Source organism: Sorangiineae bacterium MSr11954 (assembly GCA_037157815.1).
Lineage (GTDB): Bacteria > Myxococcota_A > Polyangia > Polyangiales > Polyangiaceae > Pendulispora > Pendulispora albinea.
Map to the genome: position 1 here is coordinate 1314447 of CP089984.1, position 17498 is coordinate 1331944.

Below are 17498 nucleotides of genomic sequence, written 5' to 3' on the forward strand. Positions count from 1 at the left end.
CTACCTGCTCTCCCCCCAGAGGTCATCGCCCCATGACTGGGCTCGGGGCGTGGCCGGTGCGGGCGCGCCCGGCGCGGGCGCGGGGGCCAAGGATGGAGGCGTCGTCACCGCGGGAGGCGGCGGCGCGCCCGCGCCGGGTTGCGGTCCCTGGGCTTGGGGCGATGAGGGCGAAGCTTGGGCAGGTGCAGGTACTTTGGCTCGGGAGTTGATGAGTTGAATGGCGGCCGAGTCGGCGAATCGCTCGAGCGGAAAGGTCTCGCTCCGGAATCGCACGACCACATTCCCGACGAGATCCGCGCGCACGTTGAGCGCGCTCTGCGCGTTCACGCTGGCGGTGTTCACCATGATGCCTTGCGCGCTGAACGGATTGCGCCCCGCCGTCCCCGAGAGGTTCATCCCCGAGGTCTTCTGCTGGTCGAAGCGCATCTGCGTCGTTTCGCTGGCGTCCACGTGGAACTGGAGCTTGGCGGAGATCTCGCCGTCGCTGACCACGACCCGGTTGATCCCCATGAGCACCATGGTCGCCAGGGTCTGCTGGCGCTGCTCGGCCAGCATCCGCCGCGTCGCGGGGACGACCTTCTGCTCCACCGTGTCATCGTCGAGCGCGCCCAGCGAGTCGAGCCCGAGCCCCTTGAAGAACGACGGGATCTCGCCGCCGTCGCCGGCCCCGCCGTCGCGCACGCGCAGCCTCGGCGAAGTCCCCTGCGTGTCGCGCTGAAAGACGCCCTCGAAGCGGTCGGCCAGGTAATCGCGCGCCGTGCCATCGGTCACGTTGTCGCTCATGAACTGATCGACCGTGAGCGCCGCGTTCTTCAGCAGCTGCGCGTACGCCTCCATCTGCTGAATCGAGGCATCGACGATGGCCTGAAAGGTCCCTTGAATGAGCGACGCCACGAAGCTCGGGAAATCGATCGCGCTCAAGGTCGCCTTCGTCACGTCGCCGACCCGCCCCGTCGCACCGACGGACCCACCGGGGGCCGCCGCGGGGACTCCACCCGCCACCGGCGCTCCACCCGCGGGCGCACCGCCCGGCGCACCCGTGGGCGCTTGGGCCGGAGCCTGGCCGCCGCCATCGCGGCGAAGGCTCGAGAGATCCGGCGCGAGCTGCCGCGCCGCGGCGCTGCGCCCGTGCGGCGCGCCGAGGTATCCCGCGATTTTGGCGAACGACTCCGCCAGCTCACGCTGCGCCTCGGGCTCGAGCTGCGCGAACGCCGACGACGCGCGCAGCGCACCGTTCACGTTGGCCGCGTTTGCCACGCTCGCCATGTCGTCCGTGCCATCGACGTTTCGCGAAAAAGGATCCGTGATCATGCGCGCCTCACCGCGCCGCATCGGCCAAGCTGCGATCCTCGATCAACGACGCGAGCTTGCGCCCGAGCCCCGTGCGCCCGGCGTGCCTTCGGATCGCCTCGAGCATCTGCGCCAAGGTGAGCACCGGCGTGGGCGAGGCCGTCCCCGCTGCACGAAGCGCGCGCGTGAGCGCCGCCTTGGTGTCCGGATCGAGCTGCCCCGACGCGGCGAGCCCCGCATCCCGCTGAAACGACGCCAGATCCGGCGCACCCAGCACGGCCAGCGCCCGATCCAGCTGCGCCCCCGTGTGCACGGGCGCCAGCCGTTCGGTGAGCCAATCGCACGCCGAAGGCACCCCCATTTGAATGCCGAGCACGATGGCGACGGCCACCGCCCGCTCGCTGACGAGCCCCAGACCATGGAGGATGCGCCACATCGGCGCGAGCACCGTGGTCGCGACCAGCTCGTTCTGCACGGCCACGAACGGCGCATGCGCCCCCGAGGCCTCGAACCGCGCGATCCACGCGGCGTCGGTGAGCGGCTTGCCTCCGACATCGGCCATCCGCGCATCGGGGGTGCGCGCGTTGGTCACCGCGAGCAGCGCATCGGCCGCGTCCCCGAAGAAGTGCGCGAACGCCGCGGCATCCGCCGTCTTCATGTGCGCGAGCAACCTGCCGAGGGCGCCCGAGCGGGAATCGAACGCACCGAGCCCGAACCGAAGCGCACCATCCGGCGCGCGCCGCGCGATCGTGTACAGCGCGTGACCATCGAATGTCGCGGCCACCCGCCCGAGCGCATTCCGAAGCTGCGCACCCGTCGGTGGCGGCGCCGCCGCCACGGCCCATGACGGCGCGGGCACCGGCGCCCCAACCGCCGAAGGCGCCCCAATCGCCGAAGGCGCCCCAATCGCCGAAGGCGCCCCAACCGCCGAAGGCGCCCCGTTCATCGGCGCTCCATTCACGCCCGCCCCATTCATCGCCGGCGCTCCATGGGCGCCTGGCGCCCCATTCATCGCCGGAGCCGTAGGGGCCGCAAAGCTCGCCGCGTGGGCCGGGCGTTCATCGGCCTCGTCGCCATAAGCCGCCCCTTCGTCATCCGCGTCCGCGAGCTCCGCCGGCTCGGCGCGCACCGGCCGATCGTCGTCGCCGAATCCATCATCGTAATCGAACGACGACGCCAGCTCGCTCGCCGCCGCGCCATCCTGGTATGCCCCATTCGAATACGCGCCATTCGGATCGCCCCCATCCGGATACCCATCGCCTTCGTCGTACGCCGCCGCCGCCGATGTCGCCGCTGCTGCCGGTGCGGCCGCCGGCGCATCGTCCCGATCGAAGCCATCGGCATCCAGCTCCAAGGCGACCATGCCGCGCGCGAGCTCCTCCTCGTCCTCGTGCCACGCGGGCGCCGCTTCCTGGTGCGCCGCTTCTTGCCAACCCCGCGCCGCGCCCCCCGACCACGCCCGCGCCGCGCCCCCCGACCACGCCTGCGCCGCGCCCCCCGACCACGCCCGCGCCGCGCCCCCCGACCACGAAGCGTCGCTCGCATCCGAATACGCGGGCGCCGGGCGCTGCCCCTCGTGGCGCACCAGCCGATCGAGCGCCATCCCAAACGATCGCGAGAGCCCCTGCACGGAGAAGTCGCTGGCGACGGCCACCGAAGGCGCCTGCGTCACCAAGGCGGGGACCGGCTGCGCGAGCACCGGGTTTCGACCCGATTCATCGTCGTAGGCGATGGCCGTAAAGAAGATCTCACGCGGCCTCGGCCGCGCCTCCAAAAAGGCGCGCAGGGTGGCGGTCGGCACGATGTACGTCGCGCCTTCGCCGCTCACGTGGGTCAAGCCGAAGTGCCGGCTGGCGAAGAAGTCGTGCGCGGTCCTCCGCGACGCGTTCGCGGGATCGAACAACGCGCGATCCGTCGCCAGGATCACCTCCACGAACGGCTTGCGCGTGGTGATCGTGAACGACAGATTCGGTGCCTCGCGATCCAATCGTTTCCGGTTGGATGCGATGGTGGGCGTGTCTCCGCCGGCCGGAGAAACGTCCATGCCATGGGACCAGCGCCTTTCGCGCGCCATCACGCTCGTCATCGAGACCTCCCTCGCCGCCGACTGTTCGCGGAGCGTTCCTAAGGTGAACGCACGCGACGAGCGATCGTCAACGTGGAGGGCACATCATTCGACTCGATGAAAGAGCCTCACGAACCCGCCCCCGCCCTTCACGAACCCGCATCATGACCGCCGCGCGATGACGCCGCGCGAGCCTCCGCTCTCCTTTCACGAACCCGCATCATCGACCGCCACCCGAGGATGCCCCGAGCGCGCATCGGCCGTCGCCGCATGCACGATGTCATCCACGTCATCGAGACAGCGCACCAGCGCCGCGCGGTACGCCAGGAGCGAGCGCTCCTTCCGCAGACACACCTCCAGCCGCAACTTCAAGCGCGCGAGCGCATGGAGCAGCGCCTCGCCGCGTTCACCCGGCTCACGCGCGGAATCGCCGTACGCGTCAGCCGATTGCGTCCTCTCGTTCATCGGTTCGTTCCCCCCCGTCCGCCCCGTGCCCGTCGTTCACCCCGTGCTCGCCATTCACCCCATTCGCCCCGTGCCCGCCATTCGCCCCATCCGCGCCCCCCGCCACGGATCCCGATTCGCTTCGTGACGAAATCACATATCCGACCCCCCGCACCGTACGCAGCTGCGCCCCCGCCTTTCCCAGCTTCGAGCGAAGATGATTCACGTGCGCGACCACCGCGTTGCTCACCGGCGCCCGCTGCCCCCAAACCAAGCTGGCGAGCTCCGTCAAGGTCACCGCCCGATCGCGGCGGCGCGCCAGGTGCGTCAGCAGCGCGAGCTCCCGCTCCGTGAGCGGAATCGCCTCTCCGAAGGCCCGCGCTTGCCGCCGCTCGATCTCGATGGCCCCGATGCGGATCACGTCCTCGCCCTCGGCCGCCGACTGCCAGCGGCGCACCAGCGCCTGCACGCGCAGCAGCAGCTCGTCGAGATCGAACGGCTTTCGCACCACGTCGTCGGCGCCCGACTCGAAGATGGTGCGCAATCGATCGCGCGTTGGGCTGGTCGACATCACCATCAGCCCCGGCACCCCACACTTTCGAAGCCCCATGCATAGCTCGCGACCCTCGCGCGCCCGCTGCGGCCAATCGAGCAGCACCACCTCCGGGCGAACCGCGCGCGTCTGCTCCAGCGCCCGCTCTCCCCGCGTGGTCCGAACCGCGTGCCCCTCGTCCGACAGCGCCGCTTGGAGAAGCGACGCCATCTCCGCATCGTCTTCGACGACTAGAACTCGAGCCCCCACAGAACCCGAGAATACACGACCGCGGAAGATGCGAAACGTACACCAATTGGGTGACAGATCGTCACCCAGGCAACGTCAGCGCCGCGCCGGGCCGCCGAAGGTGAGGCGCGCAGACCCCACGCGCATCTCACCGGATGAGCGGCAACTCCTCGGTACTACTTCTTTTTTGCGCGATCGTTCGGCTGCGAATCCCGCGTCTCGCGACCGTCGCGCGCATCGCGTTGAAGTCGCGCCACCTCTTCCTCGAGGCGCCGCACGGTGCGCTTCAAATCCTTCACCTCGTCCTCGGTGGCCAGCGCCATCGCCTTGGCGATGCGCTCCGCCTGCTCTTGGGTGAAGCTCTGCACCTTGCCGGGCATGCTCATGGCGGCCATCACGGCCTTCATGACCCGCTCGTCCTGCATCAGCTTCATGACGCGGGGGTCGCCCATCAACTTCATGCCCTGCTTCATCAGGGTCTTTCGCAAGCTAGCCATGTTCGTCATCGAATCTCACCGCCATGCTCCATCTCGTTCACCCCATCTCGCGATCGAGAGGGCGGACCGAGAGTGAGCACGGCGGTATATCTGGAAGAGGGCGTGCTGGAAACGGCCTAATTAATCCTTCGCGTCCCCGCGGGCGAAAATCGAGGCCACGTAGTTGAGCACGTCGGTGGCGCTCACCTCGTTGTAGCCGAAATTCTTGATGAGGCGCGATTTGATGATGTCGATCTTCTCCTGCGTATCCTTGTCGACGACGGCGGCGACCAGGGTCTTCAGCTTGATCGAGTCCTTCTGATCCTCGAACAGTTTGAGCTCGAGGGCCCGGCGCAGACGGTCGTTGGTCGACCATTGGAACTTCTTCCCCTCGACCGCGAGGGCGCCGATGAAGTTCATGATCTCCCGGCGGAAGTCGTCCTTTCGATTCTCCGCGATGTCGACCTTCTCCTCGATCGACCGCATCAAACGCTCATCGGGCTCCTCGTCCTGTCCCGTGTAGCGGTTCTTGACCTTCTCCTTGAGCGTGTACGCCTTGATGTTGTCGATGTAGTTCGCGGCCAGCTTCGCGATCGCGTCCTCGTCGGCGCTGATGGCGCGCTGCACCTCGTTCTTCACGATCTCCTCGTACTCGCGCTTCACCATGCTGATGATCTCGCCGTAGCGCTTTCGCTGCTCGTCGTTGGTGATGAGCGAGTGGTGACGCAGGCCCTTCTCGAGCTCGTTCATCACCATGAACGGGTTGATCGTGCCCTCGCCGGAGTCGTTCACCAGCGCGTTGGAGATCTTGTCCTGCACGTAGCGCGGGCTGATGCCCTCCATGCCTTCGCGCTTCGACTCCTTGCGCAGCTCCTTCACCGTGTCCTGCGTGTAGCCCGGGAGCACGCGGCCGTCGTACAGCTTCATCTTCTGCACGAGCGACAGATTGTGCTTCTTCGGGTCCTCCAGGCGGGTCAAGACCGCCCACATGGCTGCGACCTCCAAGGTGTGCGGCGCGATGTGCTTGTTCTTGATCTTCTTGGTGCTGAAGTCCTTCTCGTAGATCTTGATCTCTTCGTTGAGCTTCGTGATGTACGGTATGTCGATCTTGATGGTTCGATCGCGCAAGGCTTCCATGAACTCGTTGTTCAGGAGCTTCTTGTACTCGGCCTCGTTCGTGTGCCCGAGGATCACCTCGTCGATGTCCGTCTGCGCGAACTTCTTCGGCTTGATCTTGTGCTCTTGCGAGGCGCCGAGCAGATCGTAGAGGAAGGCCACGTCGAGCTTGAGCACCTCGATGAACTCGACGATGCCGCGGTTGGCGATGTTGAACTCACCGTCGAAGTTGAACGCGCGGGGATCCGAGTCGGAGCCGTACTCGGCGATCTTGCGGTAGTTGATGTCGCCCGTGAGCTCGGTGGAGTCCTGGTTCTTCTCGTCCTTCGGCTGGAAGGTGCCGATGCCCACGCGGTCCTTCTCCGAGAGCACCAGGCGGCGCACGCGAATGTGATTCGCGATCATCTTCGCCCAGTTGCCCTCGTACTTCGCGATCAAGTGCTTGAACACGAAGCGGCTGGCCGGGTCGAGATCTCCTTCGCAGCGCACCTTGAATTGGTCGTTCGAGAGTCCCAGCTCGTTGATGACCCGCGCGCGCCACTCCGGCGGAATGAGGCGCAGAGGCTCCTCGTTCATCGGGCTCGGGAACGCATCGGCGTCGGCGCCTGCCAGGCCGGTGCCGGCGAGGTTCACCCAGTCGAACGAGTAGAGCGCGCCGTCCACCGTGCGCGAGTAGGCCTCGAGGCCCTGCTTGAGCAGCCGGGCGATGGTGCTCTTCGACGAGCCGACCGGGCCGTGGAGCAGGATGACGCGCTTCTCGGGACCGTAGCCTTCCGACGCGGCCTTGAGCACGTGCACCAGCCGCATGAGCGGGATGTCGAGCCCGTAGATGGCGTTGGCGCCGTTATTCAGCTCGTCCTTGAAGAAGTTGTACCGAACGAGCTTCTTCTTGTTGTCGATGTACTCTTCCGTGCCGTAGCTGATGATCATGTCGTAAACGCGCTGATACGCGTTCCGCGTGACCTGCGGCCTTTGCCGTACGACTTCCAAGTACTCCTCGAACGACCCCTCCCAATGGAGCTCACGGTACAGGGCGTAGTCCTGCATCGCTGCGATTCGCTCAGTCATCGACGTGCGTGTTTCGGGCATCCGAATCTCCTCTGGTCTTTGTCGCTCGTGTCGGCTGTATCGCTCGTGCCGTTCGTATCGTGCGCTGTTTCTGCTCGTATGCTCGTAGCTCGTATCAGCAGCTTGGACGGTTACAGGATAACACGGCGGGGAACGAACGGCCTGGACGTTGCTGGGCTTCTACCAAGGTCGCACCTTGCGGGATGGAAAGCACCCTCCCGTTTGTTGAGCGTGCGGCAGCTCGGCATCTTTCAGGATCTCTGATGGATCGATGAATCAAATGGCGCGCTCGTCCTGATTGCTGCCACCAAAGACGAGTTGTGCCATGGCGTTAATTTCAGGGTGCTGCATAAAGAGTCAGAACATGGGAAAATACTTGGGTCCGGGCGAACCGTAACGCCACGTGGTAAGCGGGTAAGCCTGGGAAATCTCGGGAGAGAGCCATGAAGGTCGGTTGGTTCCGCATCGCGAGTGGATCGATTGCACCGCTTGCGCTGCTCCTCGTGGGCTGTGCTGAACGGTACGAAGAAGCCGAGTACCCGCGTCAGCCTGCGCAAGCTGCGACCGAGCCGATTCACACATCGTCGACGGGCGCGACCCTGGAGGGCACGGCCCCCGGCAAGCGCGACCCCAATGAGATCGCCATTGGCGTCGACGAAAGAGCGTACGCCGACACCGATCCCACCGCGCTCACGGAGTTTCGCGCCACCTTGGAACCTTACGGGACCTGGAGCGACGATCCGAGCTACGGGACCGTCTGGGTGCCATCCATCGCCACCGTGGGGCCCGACTTCGCACCCTATGTCTCCGCCGGTCACTGGGTGTACGACGACGATTGGATCTGGGTCTCCGACTATTCGTGGGGCTGGGCGCCCTTTCACTATGGGCGCTGGGTGAACATCCCCGGGCGTGGATGGGCTTGGATCCCCGGTCGCACGTACCGCGGTGCGTGGGTCACGTGGCGCGTGGGGTACGGACCGTACGATTACGTCGGCTGGTCGGCCATGCCGCCTACATGGTATTGGCGAGGCGGCTACGCCGTGGGCTTCTACGTCGCTCCACCACCAACGTATTATTACTGCCCGCACCGCGATATTTTCAGCCCCGCCGTCGGAACGCGCATCGTCCCGCCGGCGCGCATCCCGGCCATCGCCGCCGCCACCAAGCCGTACATGCCGGCCGATCCGGCGGTCGCCAACGGGCGCGTGGTGACCGTTCCGGGGGCCAGCGCGGACGCGAGCGGCCGTACGCCGGCGCAGCCCGGGGTTGGCGGGATGGGTCGAAGTGGCGGATATGGTCCGCCGCCCTCGGCGCTTGGCATTCCGGAGAGCGCGGTGGTGCATCCCGGTAGCCGTGACAGCGGGCTAGACCGCGCGCGCGCCATGGCGGTTCCGTCCACCGCGGTCGCCGTGGGTGCGCGGCCTCCGCAGGGATTTGCGCACGTCGAGGGGCCGAGCGGCGCGGGGCGCGTGGTGACGGGGCCGCAGCTGCTGCCCTCCATGCCCGATGGGCGAGGCGCCCGCATGGGTCCCAACGGGCCCGTCGCGAGCGGGCCGATTCGGCTCCCGGATCATGGCGGGGGGCCCATCTACGTCGGTCCGCACGGGCGCGCGATTCCGCCCAGCCCGGGCAGCCCCCCGTACATCGGTCCGAACGCCTATGCGCTCCCGCCGAGCGCGGGCTCGCACTACGTCCCCCCGCGTTCACCCTACGCGCTCCCGCCGTTTCCCTCGTCGGGGCCGACGTTTCCCTCGTCCGCGATCCGGCCGGGTGTCGTCATCAGCAACCCCTACCAGGCGCCGACGTACGTGCCCCCGGCCCCGCCCGTTTTTCATACCCCGCCGTCCATGCCCATGTTCCAGGGCGGCGGCGGAATGCACATGGGCGGCTCGCCGAGCGTCGGCGCAGGGCCGGGACAAGTCATCACCCGGCCCTAACGATTTCTCGATAACCTGGAGCTTCGGATGGTTCGAAATCACAGCGTGACGTCTCCTTTGCCCCTTCGCCCCCGTCTTGCGCTTGCGCGCCTCGCGCGCCCCGCGTTGTGCGCCGTCGCGCTGGCCAGCGCGGCCTGTGTCGTCGACGACGATCGCGATCACCAACCTTATTCGTATGGCTACTGGGGCGATCCGTCGTACGGCGACGGCGCGAACCCCGGCAAGAATGGCTCGAGCACGCCGCTCTTGGTGGAGGTGGACACCGATCAAACGCTCAACGCGAAGCCCGGCGAGGGCGTGGGGATTTACTCCGAGTACTCCTCCGGCGGCCACTGGTACATCTGGTGGACGTGCGACACCAACCGTGACCGGGCGCACCGCCCCTGTCGGATCGAGGTCGGCGTGCACGCCGAATCGGGCAAGCTGTCCAATGTGCGGGGCGCCAAGCTGCTCGCCTCCGATACGGTGGTGGCCAACAGCAACGGCACCGACGCGAGCGCGAGCACCACGACCACGACCAACGTGGCCGGCATCCTGTTCGACACCGATCCCGGCGCCATCATTACGCTCACGGCCTTCGTCGATGGACGACTCGAGCCTGCGTATCTGTTCTTCGTGCAGGCCGGCCAGGTGAACGGCGGCTACCCGGGGCGGCTCACGGATCCTTTGCGCCTCCAAGGATCGAAGCCTTGACATGACGCGGGTCGTCCTTGGCTTGGGCGCGAACCTGGGCGATCGCCGAGCGACCCTGAGCGAGGCCGCGCGCCGCATCGCCTCGAACATTGCGCCTATCGAGGCCGCCTCGTGGGTCTACGAGACCGCGCCGGTGGGACCGCCGCAGCCGCACTACCTCAACGCCGCGGTCCTTCTCCGATGGCCCGACGATGATCTTCGCGGCTTGCTCGCGCGCTTGCTGGAGGTCGAGCTCTCCCTCGGCCGCGTGCGCGCGGAGCGCTGGGGACCGCGCACCATCGATGTCGACATTCTCTGGGCCGACGAGGTGGCCCTCGCATCGCCTGAGCTGACGGTGCCGCACCCCCGCCTGCACGAGCGCGCCTTCGCCGTTCTCCCGCTGCTCGACGTGGCCCCCGACGCACCTTACCGCGTCCCACCGACGCCCCCGGGCGAAGTCGAACGCTTCGCGCCCCCGAGCGACTGGTTCATCGTGCCCGCCGTCGCGCAATAACGCGCAGGCCCTTCACGCTCCCTCTCTCCCGTACACGTTCCCGTTCCCGTTCTTCACTCTGGAAAGACTCGGGAACGTGTACCGGCACGGGAACGTGAACGGGCGCGGAAACGCGTACGGGAACGGCCTATAGCCCGAACGAACGCAGCTTCTTGTGAAGCCCTTCGCGCGTGATCCCCAGCGCCTTGGCGGCGGCGGTTTTGTTGTTCTGGTGCTCGCGCAGCGCCTCGATGAGCAGCCAGCGCTCCAGCTGGTCCATCATCTCTTTGAGGGTGCCCTTGGTCGGCCGCACGCGCTCGATCACGCCTTCGACTTGGCGCAGGCGCGGAGAGAGGAGCTCGGGGGTCACGAAGCCGCCCGGATCGATTTGAATGACCAAGCGCTGCACTTCGTTTTGCAGCTCGCGCACATTGCCCGGCCAGTCGTAGCTCTGGAAGAGCTCCATGGCCTGTTGCGAGAAGCCCGCGGCGGCCTTGCCCATCTCGGCGGAGAAGCGCTGGAGGAAGTGTGTGGCCAGGAGCGGAATGTCCTCCCGGCGCTCGCGCAGCGGGGGAACGCGGATGGGGAAGACCTTGAGGCGGTAGTAAAGGTCCTCGCGGAAGCGCCCCTCGGAGACTTCCTTCTCCAGGTTGCGGTTGGTCGCGGCCACGATGCGTACATTGATGCGGCGCTCTTGCGTCGCGCCGATGGGGCGAATTTCGCCCTCCTGCAGCACGCGGAGGAGCTTCGACTGGAGCGACAGCGGCATCTCCGTCACTTCGTCCAAAAACAAGGTGCCGCCGTCGGCGATCTCGAAGAGCCCCTTCTTCTCCTCGTGCGCTCCCGTAAAGGCGCCCTTCTTGTGCCCAAAGAGCTCGCTCTCGAGCAGGTTCTCCGGCATCGCTGCGCAGTTTTGGCCGACGAAGAGCTTGTCCCGCCTCCGCGAGCGGTAGTGCACCGCCGCCGCGATCAGCTCCTTGCCGGTGCCGGTCTCGCCCTCGATGAGCACCGTCACCCGCGTATCGACGACCTTGTCGAGCTGCTGGAGCAGCACGCGCATCGCCCCCGCCTGGCCGATGATCTCCTGCTGTCCTCCGCGCCCGCCCGTGCGTCGCGTCTCCTCGCGGCCCTTGAGGAACGCGTTCTCCTTCTTGAGCCGCTCCTCGGCCGCGCGCAGCCGCTTCACCAGGCGCGCGTTGGCCACCGCCAGCGACGCGTTGTGCGCGAGCAGGCCCACGATCTCCAGATCGCCGCTGGTGAAGACCCCCGCGCTCTCGCGGTTGTCCATCTGCAGCACGCCCAGGATCTCCTCGCCCTTCCAGAGCGGCACGCCCAAGGTCGAGCGGATGCGCGCCCCGATGAGCGACTCCGTCTGCCCCACCTCGTTGGTGGCGTCGGCGGCCAGCACCGCGGCGCGCTCGCTCACCACCTTGCGAAACACGCTTCGGGTGATGGGGATCGGCCCGCTGCCCGCGCCCTCTTGCCCGCGCAGCCGCGTGATCACCGGCACATAACCGGCGCTCCCGGCGCGCGCGCCCTCTTCGTCGTCGTCGCGCAGGATGATGGTGGTATGCGTGGCCCGCGGCACGAGCTCGAACACCGCGTCGCAGATGGCCAGGAGCACCTCGGTCAGCTCGCCGGCGGCGCCGATGCGGGTCTGCGCTTGGTAGAGCGCATCGAGGCGAGGGCCGTGGCGCTCGACGTGGCTCCCCGCCGCCGTCATCTCCTCGATGCGCCGCACGGCGACCACCCGCGCGTCGTCCGGATCGTCCTCCAAGACGACACCGAGCGAGACCGCGTGATCGCCGCTCCCCAGCTCGATCACGTCGCCGGTGGCCAGGGTCGTCTCGTAGTTGTTGCCGGCGTCGAGCGCGAGGCGCTCCGCCTGACGCACGATGGCGGTGCCGTTGGTGGAGCGCTGATCCGTGAGGACGTAATGATCGGCGGCGTAGACGATTTTGGCGTGCTGACCCGACACCAGCCCGTCGGCCAGGACCAGATCGTTGTCGTCGGCACGCCCGATGCGGAGCACATCCGCCGAGGACTCGAGGTGCTTGCCTGCCGACGCTCCGCTTTTGACCTCGAGCCTAATCATTCGAGTCTTCAGTCTTCCGCGACAACCGCGTACGCCTGCAGCTTTACAACAAAATGCTCCGCCGCGTCACGGCAAGGCGCGTGCACGGAGGCGGTTTGCCACTTTAACGACCGCGTCGTCGCCGGAAATCAGATCTTTGTTGCCGCTCGCCACGTCGCTCGCCACGATTTTATCCAGGACATCGGCCGCGGCCGTGTCCCCCTTGGGCGAGAGGTAGTCGATGGCCTCGACCAAGGCCAGCCGAGATTGGGCGTCCTTGATCTTGTCGACCTTGTCCAAGAGCGCCTTCTTCGTGTCGTCGCGGCCATACGTTGCAGCCATTCGCGCCGATTTAATGGCCTTCATGCGCCCGGCGGGGGTGGATGCCACCGGCTCATCGAACACCGCCACGTAACAGCTCGCGGTGTTCCCACATTTTTCCGTGATGTTGGCGGCACCCGTGAAGAGCTCCTTCTCCTGCGCCGTCCAATACTTGGTCACCATTTCGCCGACCGACCGCACCCGCGGCTTATCCATCAGCTTGAGGCCCGCCTCGAGCCCTTTGGCCTGCATCGAGGAGCCCTCGTCGCCCTTGGAGCCCGAGACCTCGCGAAGCACCCAATCGGTCAGCGCCGGATCGTAGAAGGCCGAGCTCACCTGCACGAGCACCGGGCGCGCAAACGGTTCATCGCTGGTCTTCAGCTTCGAGCCTGCCGACAGCTTCCGATAGGAGCCCATGAACGCATCCTTGATGCGCGCATCGGGCGGGAAGCGGGTGAGGCATTGTGTAATGACCGTGCGGTTCGTGTCGTTGTCGGCTTTGTCCAGCGCGGTGAGCAATGCGTCACGGCCGGCGGGGCGAGAGATCCACGAGATGGCGTCGGCCAGGATCGAGGGGCCGAGCTTCTCCGGGATCTCGCTCGCGAGCTTGCCAAGCTCCGCATCCGTCCCTTGCAAGGCGCCGAGGAGGGTCTTCTCCGCGTCCGCGGGGATGACCATCAAGGCCGCGTTCACGGTGGGCCGCAGATCGCCCTTGGTGGGGGTGAGCAGCACCTTCACCAGCGGCTTGACGGCCGGCGCGTACTTCAGCTCCTTGATCAGTTGGACGGAGGTCTTCTGCCAGAATTGAAGCTGATCGAGCACCGCGTCGCGGTTGTTCACGTCGACGGGGGCGCTCAGCTTTTCGGTCGCCTTGGGGCCGTAGCTCGGGTGTTTGACGTCGAGCACCGCGTCGTGGAGGTCGGCGATCAAGTTGAACGACTTCGACTTCGACTGCGACGGTTGGAACTTGGCAAAGCAGGTCCAGAGCGCGTCGATGACCGCCGAATCGGTCATCTTTCCTTGGGAGGCGAGGCCGCTCGTCCACTGCGAGGCGAACTTCACGTCCTCCTCGTTCTTGCCCGGCTCGTAGTCGTTGAAGGCCTTGGCCATGGCGGGGGCCGCGCGCGGCTCGCGCATGTCGGCGAGGGACTTGATGAGCTCCCGCCGGGTTTTGTCATCGAGGTTGCCGGCCGTGTAGACCTTGGTCATCGGCTCCACGATGACGCCGAGGAGCTCGATCACCTCGGGGGCTTCGCGGTTCTTGTTGGTCTTCGTCATCGTGTCTTCGAAGAACTGCGCCAGCCGCTTGACCGCCGCCGAACGCTGCGCCGGATCATCGAGCCGCTTCACCCACGTCTTGGGGTCGTTCTCGTCTGCACACGCCATGAGCGTCGTCGCGGCGCCCACACACACCGTCGCGATCCCCAACCCCTGGGTGGCCCCCCACGCCATGCGCGCGATTTGAGCCGAAAGCCCCCAGACCAGCCCGATGCTTCTCGATTTGTTGCTCACTTGTACCTCTCTCGCCAAGTGCAGCGTTTTTCTCGAACCTAACCGATGATCATCGCTTCGGACAAGAGTTTGCCCTCGCGAAAGCGGCGCAGGTTCCAGCGTTCGAACATGTTTTGGTCGACCACGGAGGGCGGCGCGCCTTCGCCTCCGCGGGCGCGGCCCACCTTGGACACGCCGGGGCGGTTTGCATTTGCCGCTCGGTCGATGATGTATTCGGCAATGAGCTTGCCCATGATGGGCGCCATCATGAAGCCGTGGCCCATGAAGCCCGACGCCTGGTAGAAATTTTCTACCTCGTCGACGTCGCCCACGATGGGGTTCGCGTCCGGCGTAATGTCGTAACAGCCGGACCACTGCCGCAGCACCTTCACGTGCCCGAGGATGGGACACGTGCGCACCAGCGATCGCGCATAGCGCCCGAGGAAGGCGTGCGAGCTGTCTTGGTTGATGCCGTGCGGGACGTGCTCCTGCCCCACGCCGCCCACGATTTCGCCGCGCGTCGATTGGCTGAAATAGAGGCCGTCGGTGAGATCGGCCACCAGCGGTTTGAGCCAGGGCTTCAGCGGCTCGGTTGAACAAATCTCGTGGCGGTGCGGTCGGTTCGGGAGCTCCACGCCCAGGAGGCGCGCGATCTCGGGCGACCATGCGCCGGCCGCGTTCACGACCTTGTGGGTGCGGATGATGTGCTCGTCGCGGGCCGCCGGGCCCTTGCCCGAGCGCGGCAGCGCGCGCGTGACCACGCCGTCGATGCGCGAGCCCTTGGTGCGAAAGCCCGTGACCTCGCGGAAGGTCTCCACCGTGACCCCGAGCTTGCGGGCCCCTTGCGCGAAGCCCCACACGAAGGGCCACGGGAAGACCACGCCGTCGTCGGGGTTGTAGCTGGCGGCGGTGATGCCGTCGATGTCGAGCTCGGGCACGATGCCCTGCGCCTCTTTGGGCGAGAGCATGCGCGTGGCGAGGCCGCACTCGGACTGCAGCTTGACGCTCGCCTCGAGGGCGCGCCGCTTGTCCTCGGTGCGCGTGAGAAAGAGGTAGCCGCCTTGGCGCAGCCACACGTTGATCTTCATCTCGCTGGCGAAGTCCTGGCACATGCGGATGCTCTCGAGCATGAGCCGGATGTTCGCTTCGCTCGACCACTGGGCGCGCACGCCGCCGCCGTTTCGGCCGCTGGCGCCCCCGCAGAGGTAACCCTTGTCGAGCACCACCACGTCGGTCACGCCGCGGCGCGCGAGGTGGTACGCGATGGCCAGGCCCATGATGCCTGCGCCGATGATGACGACTTCGGCGTGGTCTTTCATCCGCTGTTTCCTTTTCGTTCGGCCCGCACGCGCGCCAGCGCGGTGAGCAAGGGCTCGTGGAGGTGCCCGTTGGACATGAGAAGCCCGCTGCTGTTCAGCAGCGACGGCGCGCGGTAGTCGATGGGATCGCCGTACGCGTCCGTGGTCGTTCCCCCCGCGGCGCGCACGATGGCCTCCGGCGCGCACGTGTCCCAGCGCCACCCGGCGTTCCCCAGGTGCGCATAAAGCTCGGCCTCGCCCGAGGCGATGGCCACCGCCTTGATGCCCGCGCTCCCCAGCGGCGAGACGTTGCCCACGCCCAAGTGCTCGGCCACCTCCACCAGTTCCTCCGAGGGCCGCGATCGCGAGGCCACCAGCCGCGCCGCGGCCATGGTCGCGATTTGGCTGACGCCAAGGGGTCTTCGGGTTCCATCGGCGAGCTGCTCGAAGGCGGCGATCCCATCGCCGCCGGCCCAGCGCCGATCCGTGGCCGGCGCGTGGATGACGCCGAGCTTCGCGCGTCCGTTCTCGGCGAGGCCGATCATCACGGCGAACTCGCCGTTCTTTTTCACGAAGTCGCGGGTGCCGTCGAGCGGGTCCACGAAGAAGACGGACGATGCATCGCGCCATCCTGCATAGGTCGCGGGATCGCTCTCCTCGGCCACCACCGGCACGCCGGGGAAGGCCTTTGCGAGCTCCTCGCAGATGATGCCGTTGGCCTCGCGATCGGCCACCGTGACCGGATCGTGGGCCGCTTTGTAGTCGACCGCGAAATCCGTCGCGTACACGCGCGCGATGGCCTTGGAGGCACGGGCGGCGATCCGGAGAAGCTCCTCGACGATTTGCAGGTTGGTTGCGGTTCGTTCGTCTTCGCTCATCACATCATGATTCCGACTTTGGCCAGGGTTCGCGGAAGGACGGCCATATCCGCGTCGGGAAGGTAGATGGGGCCACCGCCCGTTTCGCGCACGAGTTCTACTAGCTGATCCACGGTTCGAGGGCCGAGGATCGCGCACGATACCAGGTGGTTGGCCAGCACGAAGCGAATCGCGGCCGCGCGGAGCGAGCGCACGTTCCCTTTGACGAGGAAGCGCATGGCATCGAGCTGAGCAACGCGCCTTGCGAGCTCGTGCTTTTCCCAGCGCCTTTCCCGATGGTCCCCGGGCAAAAATGTCCGATCCTGGGTCCACGCATCGGAGAGCAGTCCGTAGGCGAGGGGAGAATGGGCGAGCACGCCGGCGCCGTACACCATGATTTCACCGGCCACGCGGTGCAGATCGGCCGAGTGAACGAGGTTGTACGACATGGAGATGACCTCGGCGCCCCGATCGAGCGCGGTCATCGCCGCCTCGGACTCGCCGGCGGACACGCCGATGTGGCCGATTTTTCCGTCGCGCTTCAAGGTCACCAGGGTGTCGAGGGCCTCGCCTGCGAGGAGGCACTCGACGCTGGGGTTGTGGAGCAAGTAGACGTCGAGGCGCTCGCGCCCGAGCCGCTTGAGCGAGCGCTCGACCGAATCGACCAGATAGGCGCGGTCGAAGCGCTTTCGGGGCGGGATGGTGCTGCGGTCGGTCCCGCCTTTGGTGACGACGACGAGGTCTCTGCTTTTGTAGGACCCCAGCGATTTCAAGGCCTTACCTAGCAGATGCTCCATGTGCCCGCCGCCGTAGGAGTCGGCGGTGTCGATCAAGGTGATCCCCACGTCGATGGCGCGGTGAATCACCCGCTCCGCGTCCGTGGGCTCCACGGGGCCGTAGGCTTCGCCCGCCAGGCCCCAGGTGCCGATTCCCATCTCCGAGACGAATAGCCCGGTCTTTCCAAGCGCCCGTTTTCGCACGATTAGCCCATCTCACACTTCCGTTCGACTTTCCAATCCGGGTTGAAGGTCCAGCCCACACCGGAAGGCTGGGTGCGGTAAACCCGGGCCGGGGGGCTTGACGGGAGGCTAGAAAACGAGCGATTTGAGCCCCCA

The 17498-nt window shown here is 66.8% G+C and carries 13 protein-coding genes and 1 pseudogene; 3 read left to right on the forward strand and 11 right to left on the reverse strand.

All coding sequences use genetic code 11. From position 1 onward, the window contains the following. The 6 genes and pseudogenes from LZC94_05360 to LZC94_05385 form a co-directional block, all read right to left on the reverse strand. Complete coding sequence (locus LZC94_05360; protein WXB16705.1) at positions 1-1311, reverse strand: hypothetical protein; 1311 nt, start codon at positions 1309-1311, stop codon at positions 1-3. 7 nt (positions 1312-1318) lie between these two features. After that, a complete protein-coding gene (locus LZC94_05365) occupies positions 1319-3376 on the reverse strand; it encodes a hypothetical protein (protein ID WXB16706.1) in 2058 nt (685 codons plus the stop codon). A 186-nt stretch (positions 3377-3562) separates the two neighbouring features. After that, on the reverse strand, positions 3563-3820 hold the full coding sequence (locus LZC94_05370; GenBank protein ID WXB16707.1) for a hypothetical protein: 258 nt from the start codon (positions 3818-3820) through the stop codon (positions 3563-3565). Between the two features lie 193 nt (positions 3821-4013). After that, positions 4014-4562 (reverse strand): annotated as a pseudogene (locus LZC94_05375) (response regulator transcription factor). Between the two features lie 194 nt (positions 4563-4756). After that, entirely contained in the window at positions 4757-5086 is a 330-nt protein-coding gene (locus LZC94_05380) for a hypothetical protein (protein WXB16708.1), read from the reverse strand. 111 nt (positions 5087-5197) lie between these two features. Then, positions 5198-7261, reverse strand: coding sequence for a serine protein kinase (locus LZC94_05385; GenBank protein WXB16709.1), 2064 nt, complete (start codon positions 7259-7261; stop codon positions 5198-5200). Between the two features lie 422 nt (positions 7262-7683). Between LZC94_05385 and LZC94_05390 the strand changes: the two genes are divergently transcribed. The 3 genes from LZC94_05390 to folK are packed head-to-tail and all read left to right on the forward strand — an operon-like array spanning position 7684 to position 10363. Further along, positions 7684-9177: a hypothetical protein gene (locus tag LZC94_05390; GenBank protein WXB16710.1), complete on the forward strand. Its 1494-nt coding sequence runs from the start codon at positions 7684-7686 to the stop codon at positions 9175-9177. Between the two features lie 27 nt (positions 9178-9204). Further along, complete coding sequence (locus LZC94_05395) at positions 9205-9870, forward strand: hypothetical protein (GenBank protein WXB16711.1); 666 nt, start codon at positions 9205-9207, stop codon at positions 9868-9870. 1 nt (position 9871) lies between these two features. Beyond that, a complete protein-coding gene (folK, locus tag LZC94_05400; protein WXB16712.1) occupies positions 9872-10363 on the forward strand; it encodes a 2-amino-4-hydroxy-6-hydroxymethyldihydropteridine diphosphokinase in 492 nt (163 codons plus the stop codon). A 127-nt stretch (positions 10364-10490) separates the two neighbouring features. Here folK and LZC94_05405 read toward each other — a convergent pair whose 3' ends face one another. From LZC94_05405 to LZC94_05425, 5 genes are all read right to left on the reverse strand, one after another. Then, positions 10491-12437, reverse strand: a complete 1947-nt coding sequence (locus LZC94_05405) for a sigma 54-interacting transcriptional regulator (protein ID WXB16713.1) — start codon at positions 12435-12437, stop codon at positions 10491-10493. A gap of 66 nt (positions 12438-12503) precedes the next feature. Then, a complete protein-coding gene (locus LZC94_05410) occupies positions 12504-14249 on the reverse strand; it encodes a hypothetical protein (protein WXB16714.1) in 1746 nt (581 codons plus the stop codon). Positions 14250-14287: 38 nt separating this feature from the next. Next, on the reverse strand, positions 14288-15547 hold the full coding sequence (locus LZC94_05415) for an FAD-binding oxidoreductase (GenBank protein ID WXB16715.1): 1260 nt from the start codon (positions 15545-15547) through the stop codon (positions 14288-14290). Beyond that, a complete protein-coding gene (locus LZC94_05420; GenBank protein WXB16716.1) occupies positions 15544-16404 on the reverse strand; it encodes a 3'(2'),5'-bisphosphate nucleotidase CysQ in 861 nt (286 codons plus the stop codon). The genes LZC94_05415 and LZC94_05420 overlap by 4 nt, the downstream gene beginning before the upstream one ends. Beyond that, entirely contained in the window at positions 16404-17363 is a 960-nt protein-coding gene (locus LZC94_05425; protein WXB16717.1) for an aldo/keto reductase, read from the reverse strand. Before LZC94_05425 ends, LZC94_05420 begins: the two co-directional genes overlap by 1 nt. Between the last annotated feature and the right edge of the window lie 135 nt (positions 17364-17498).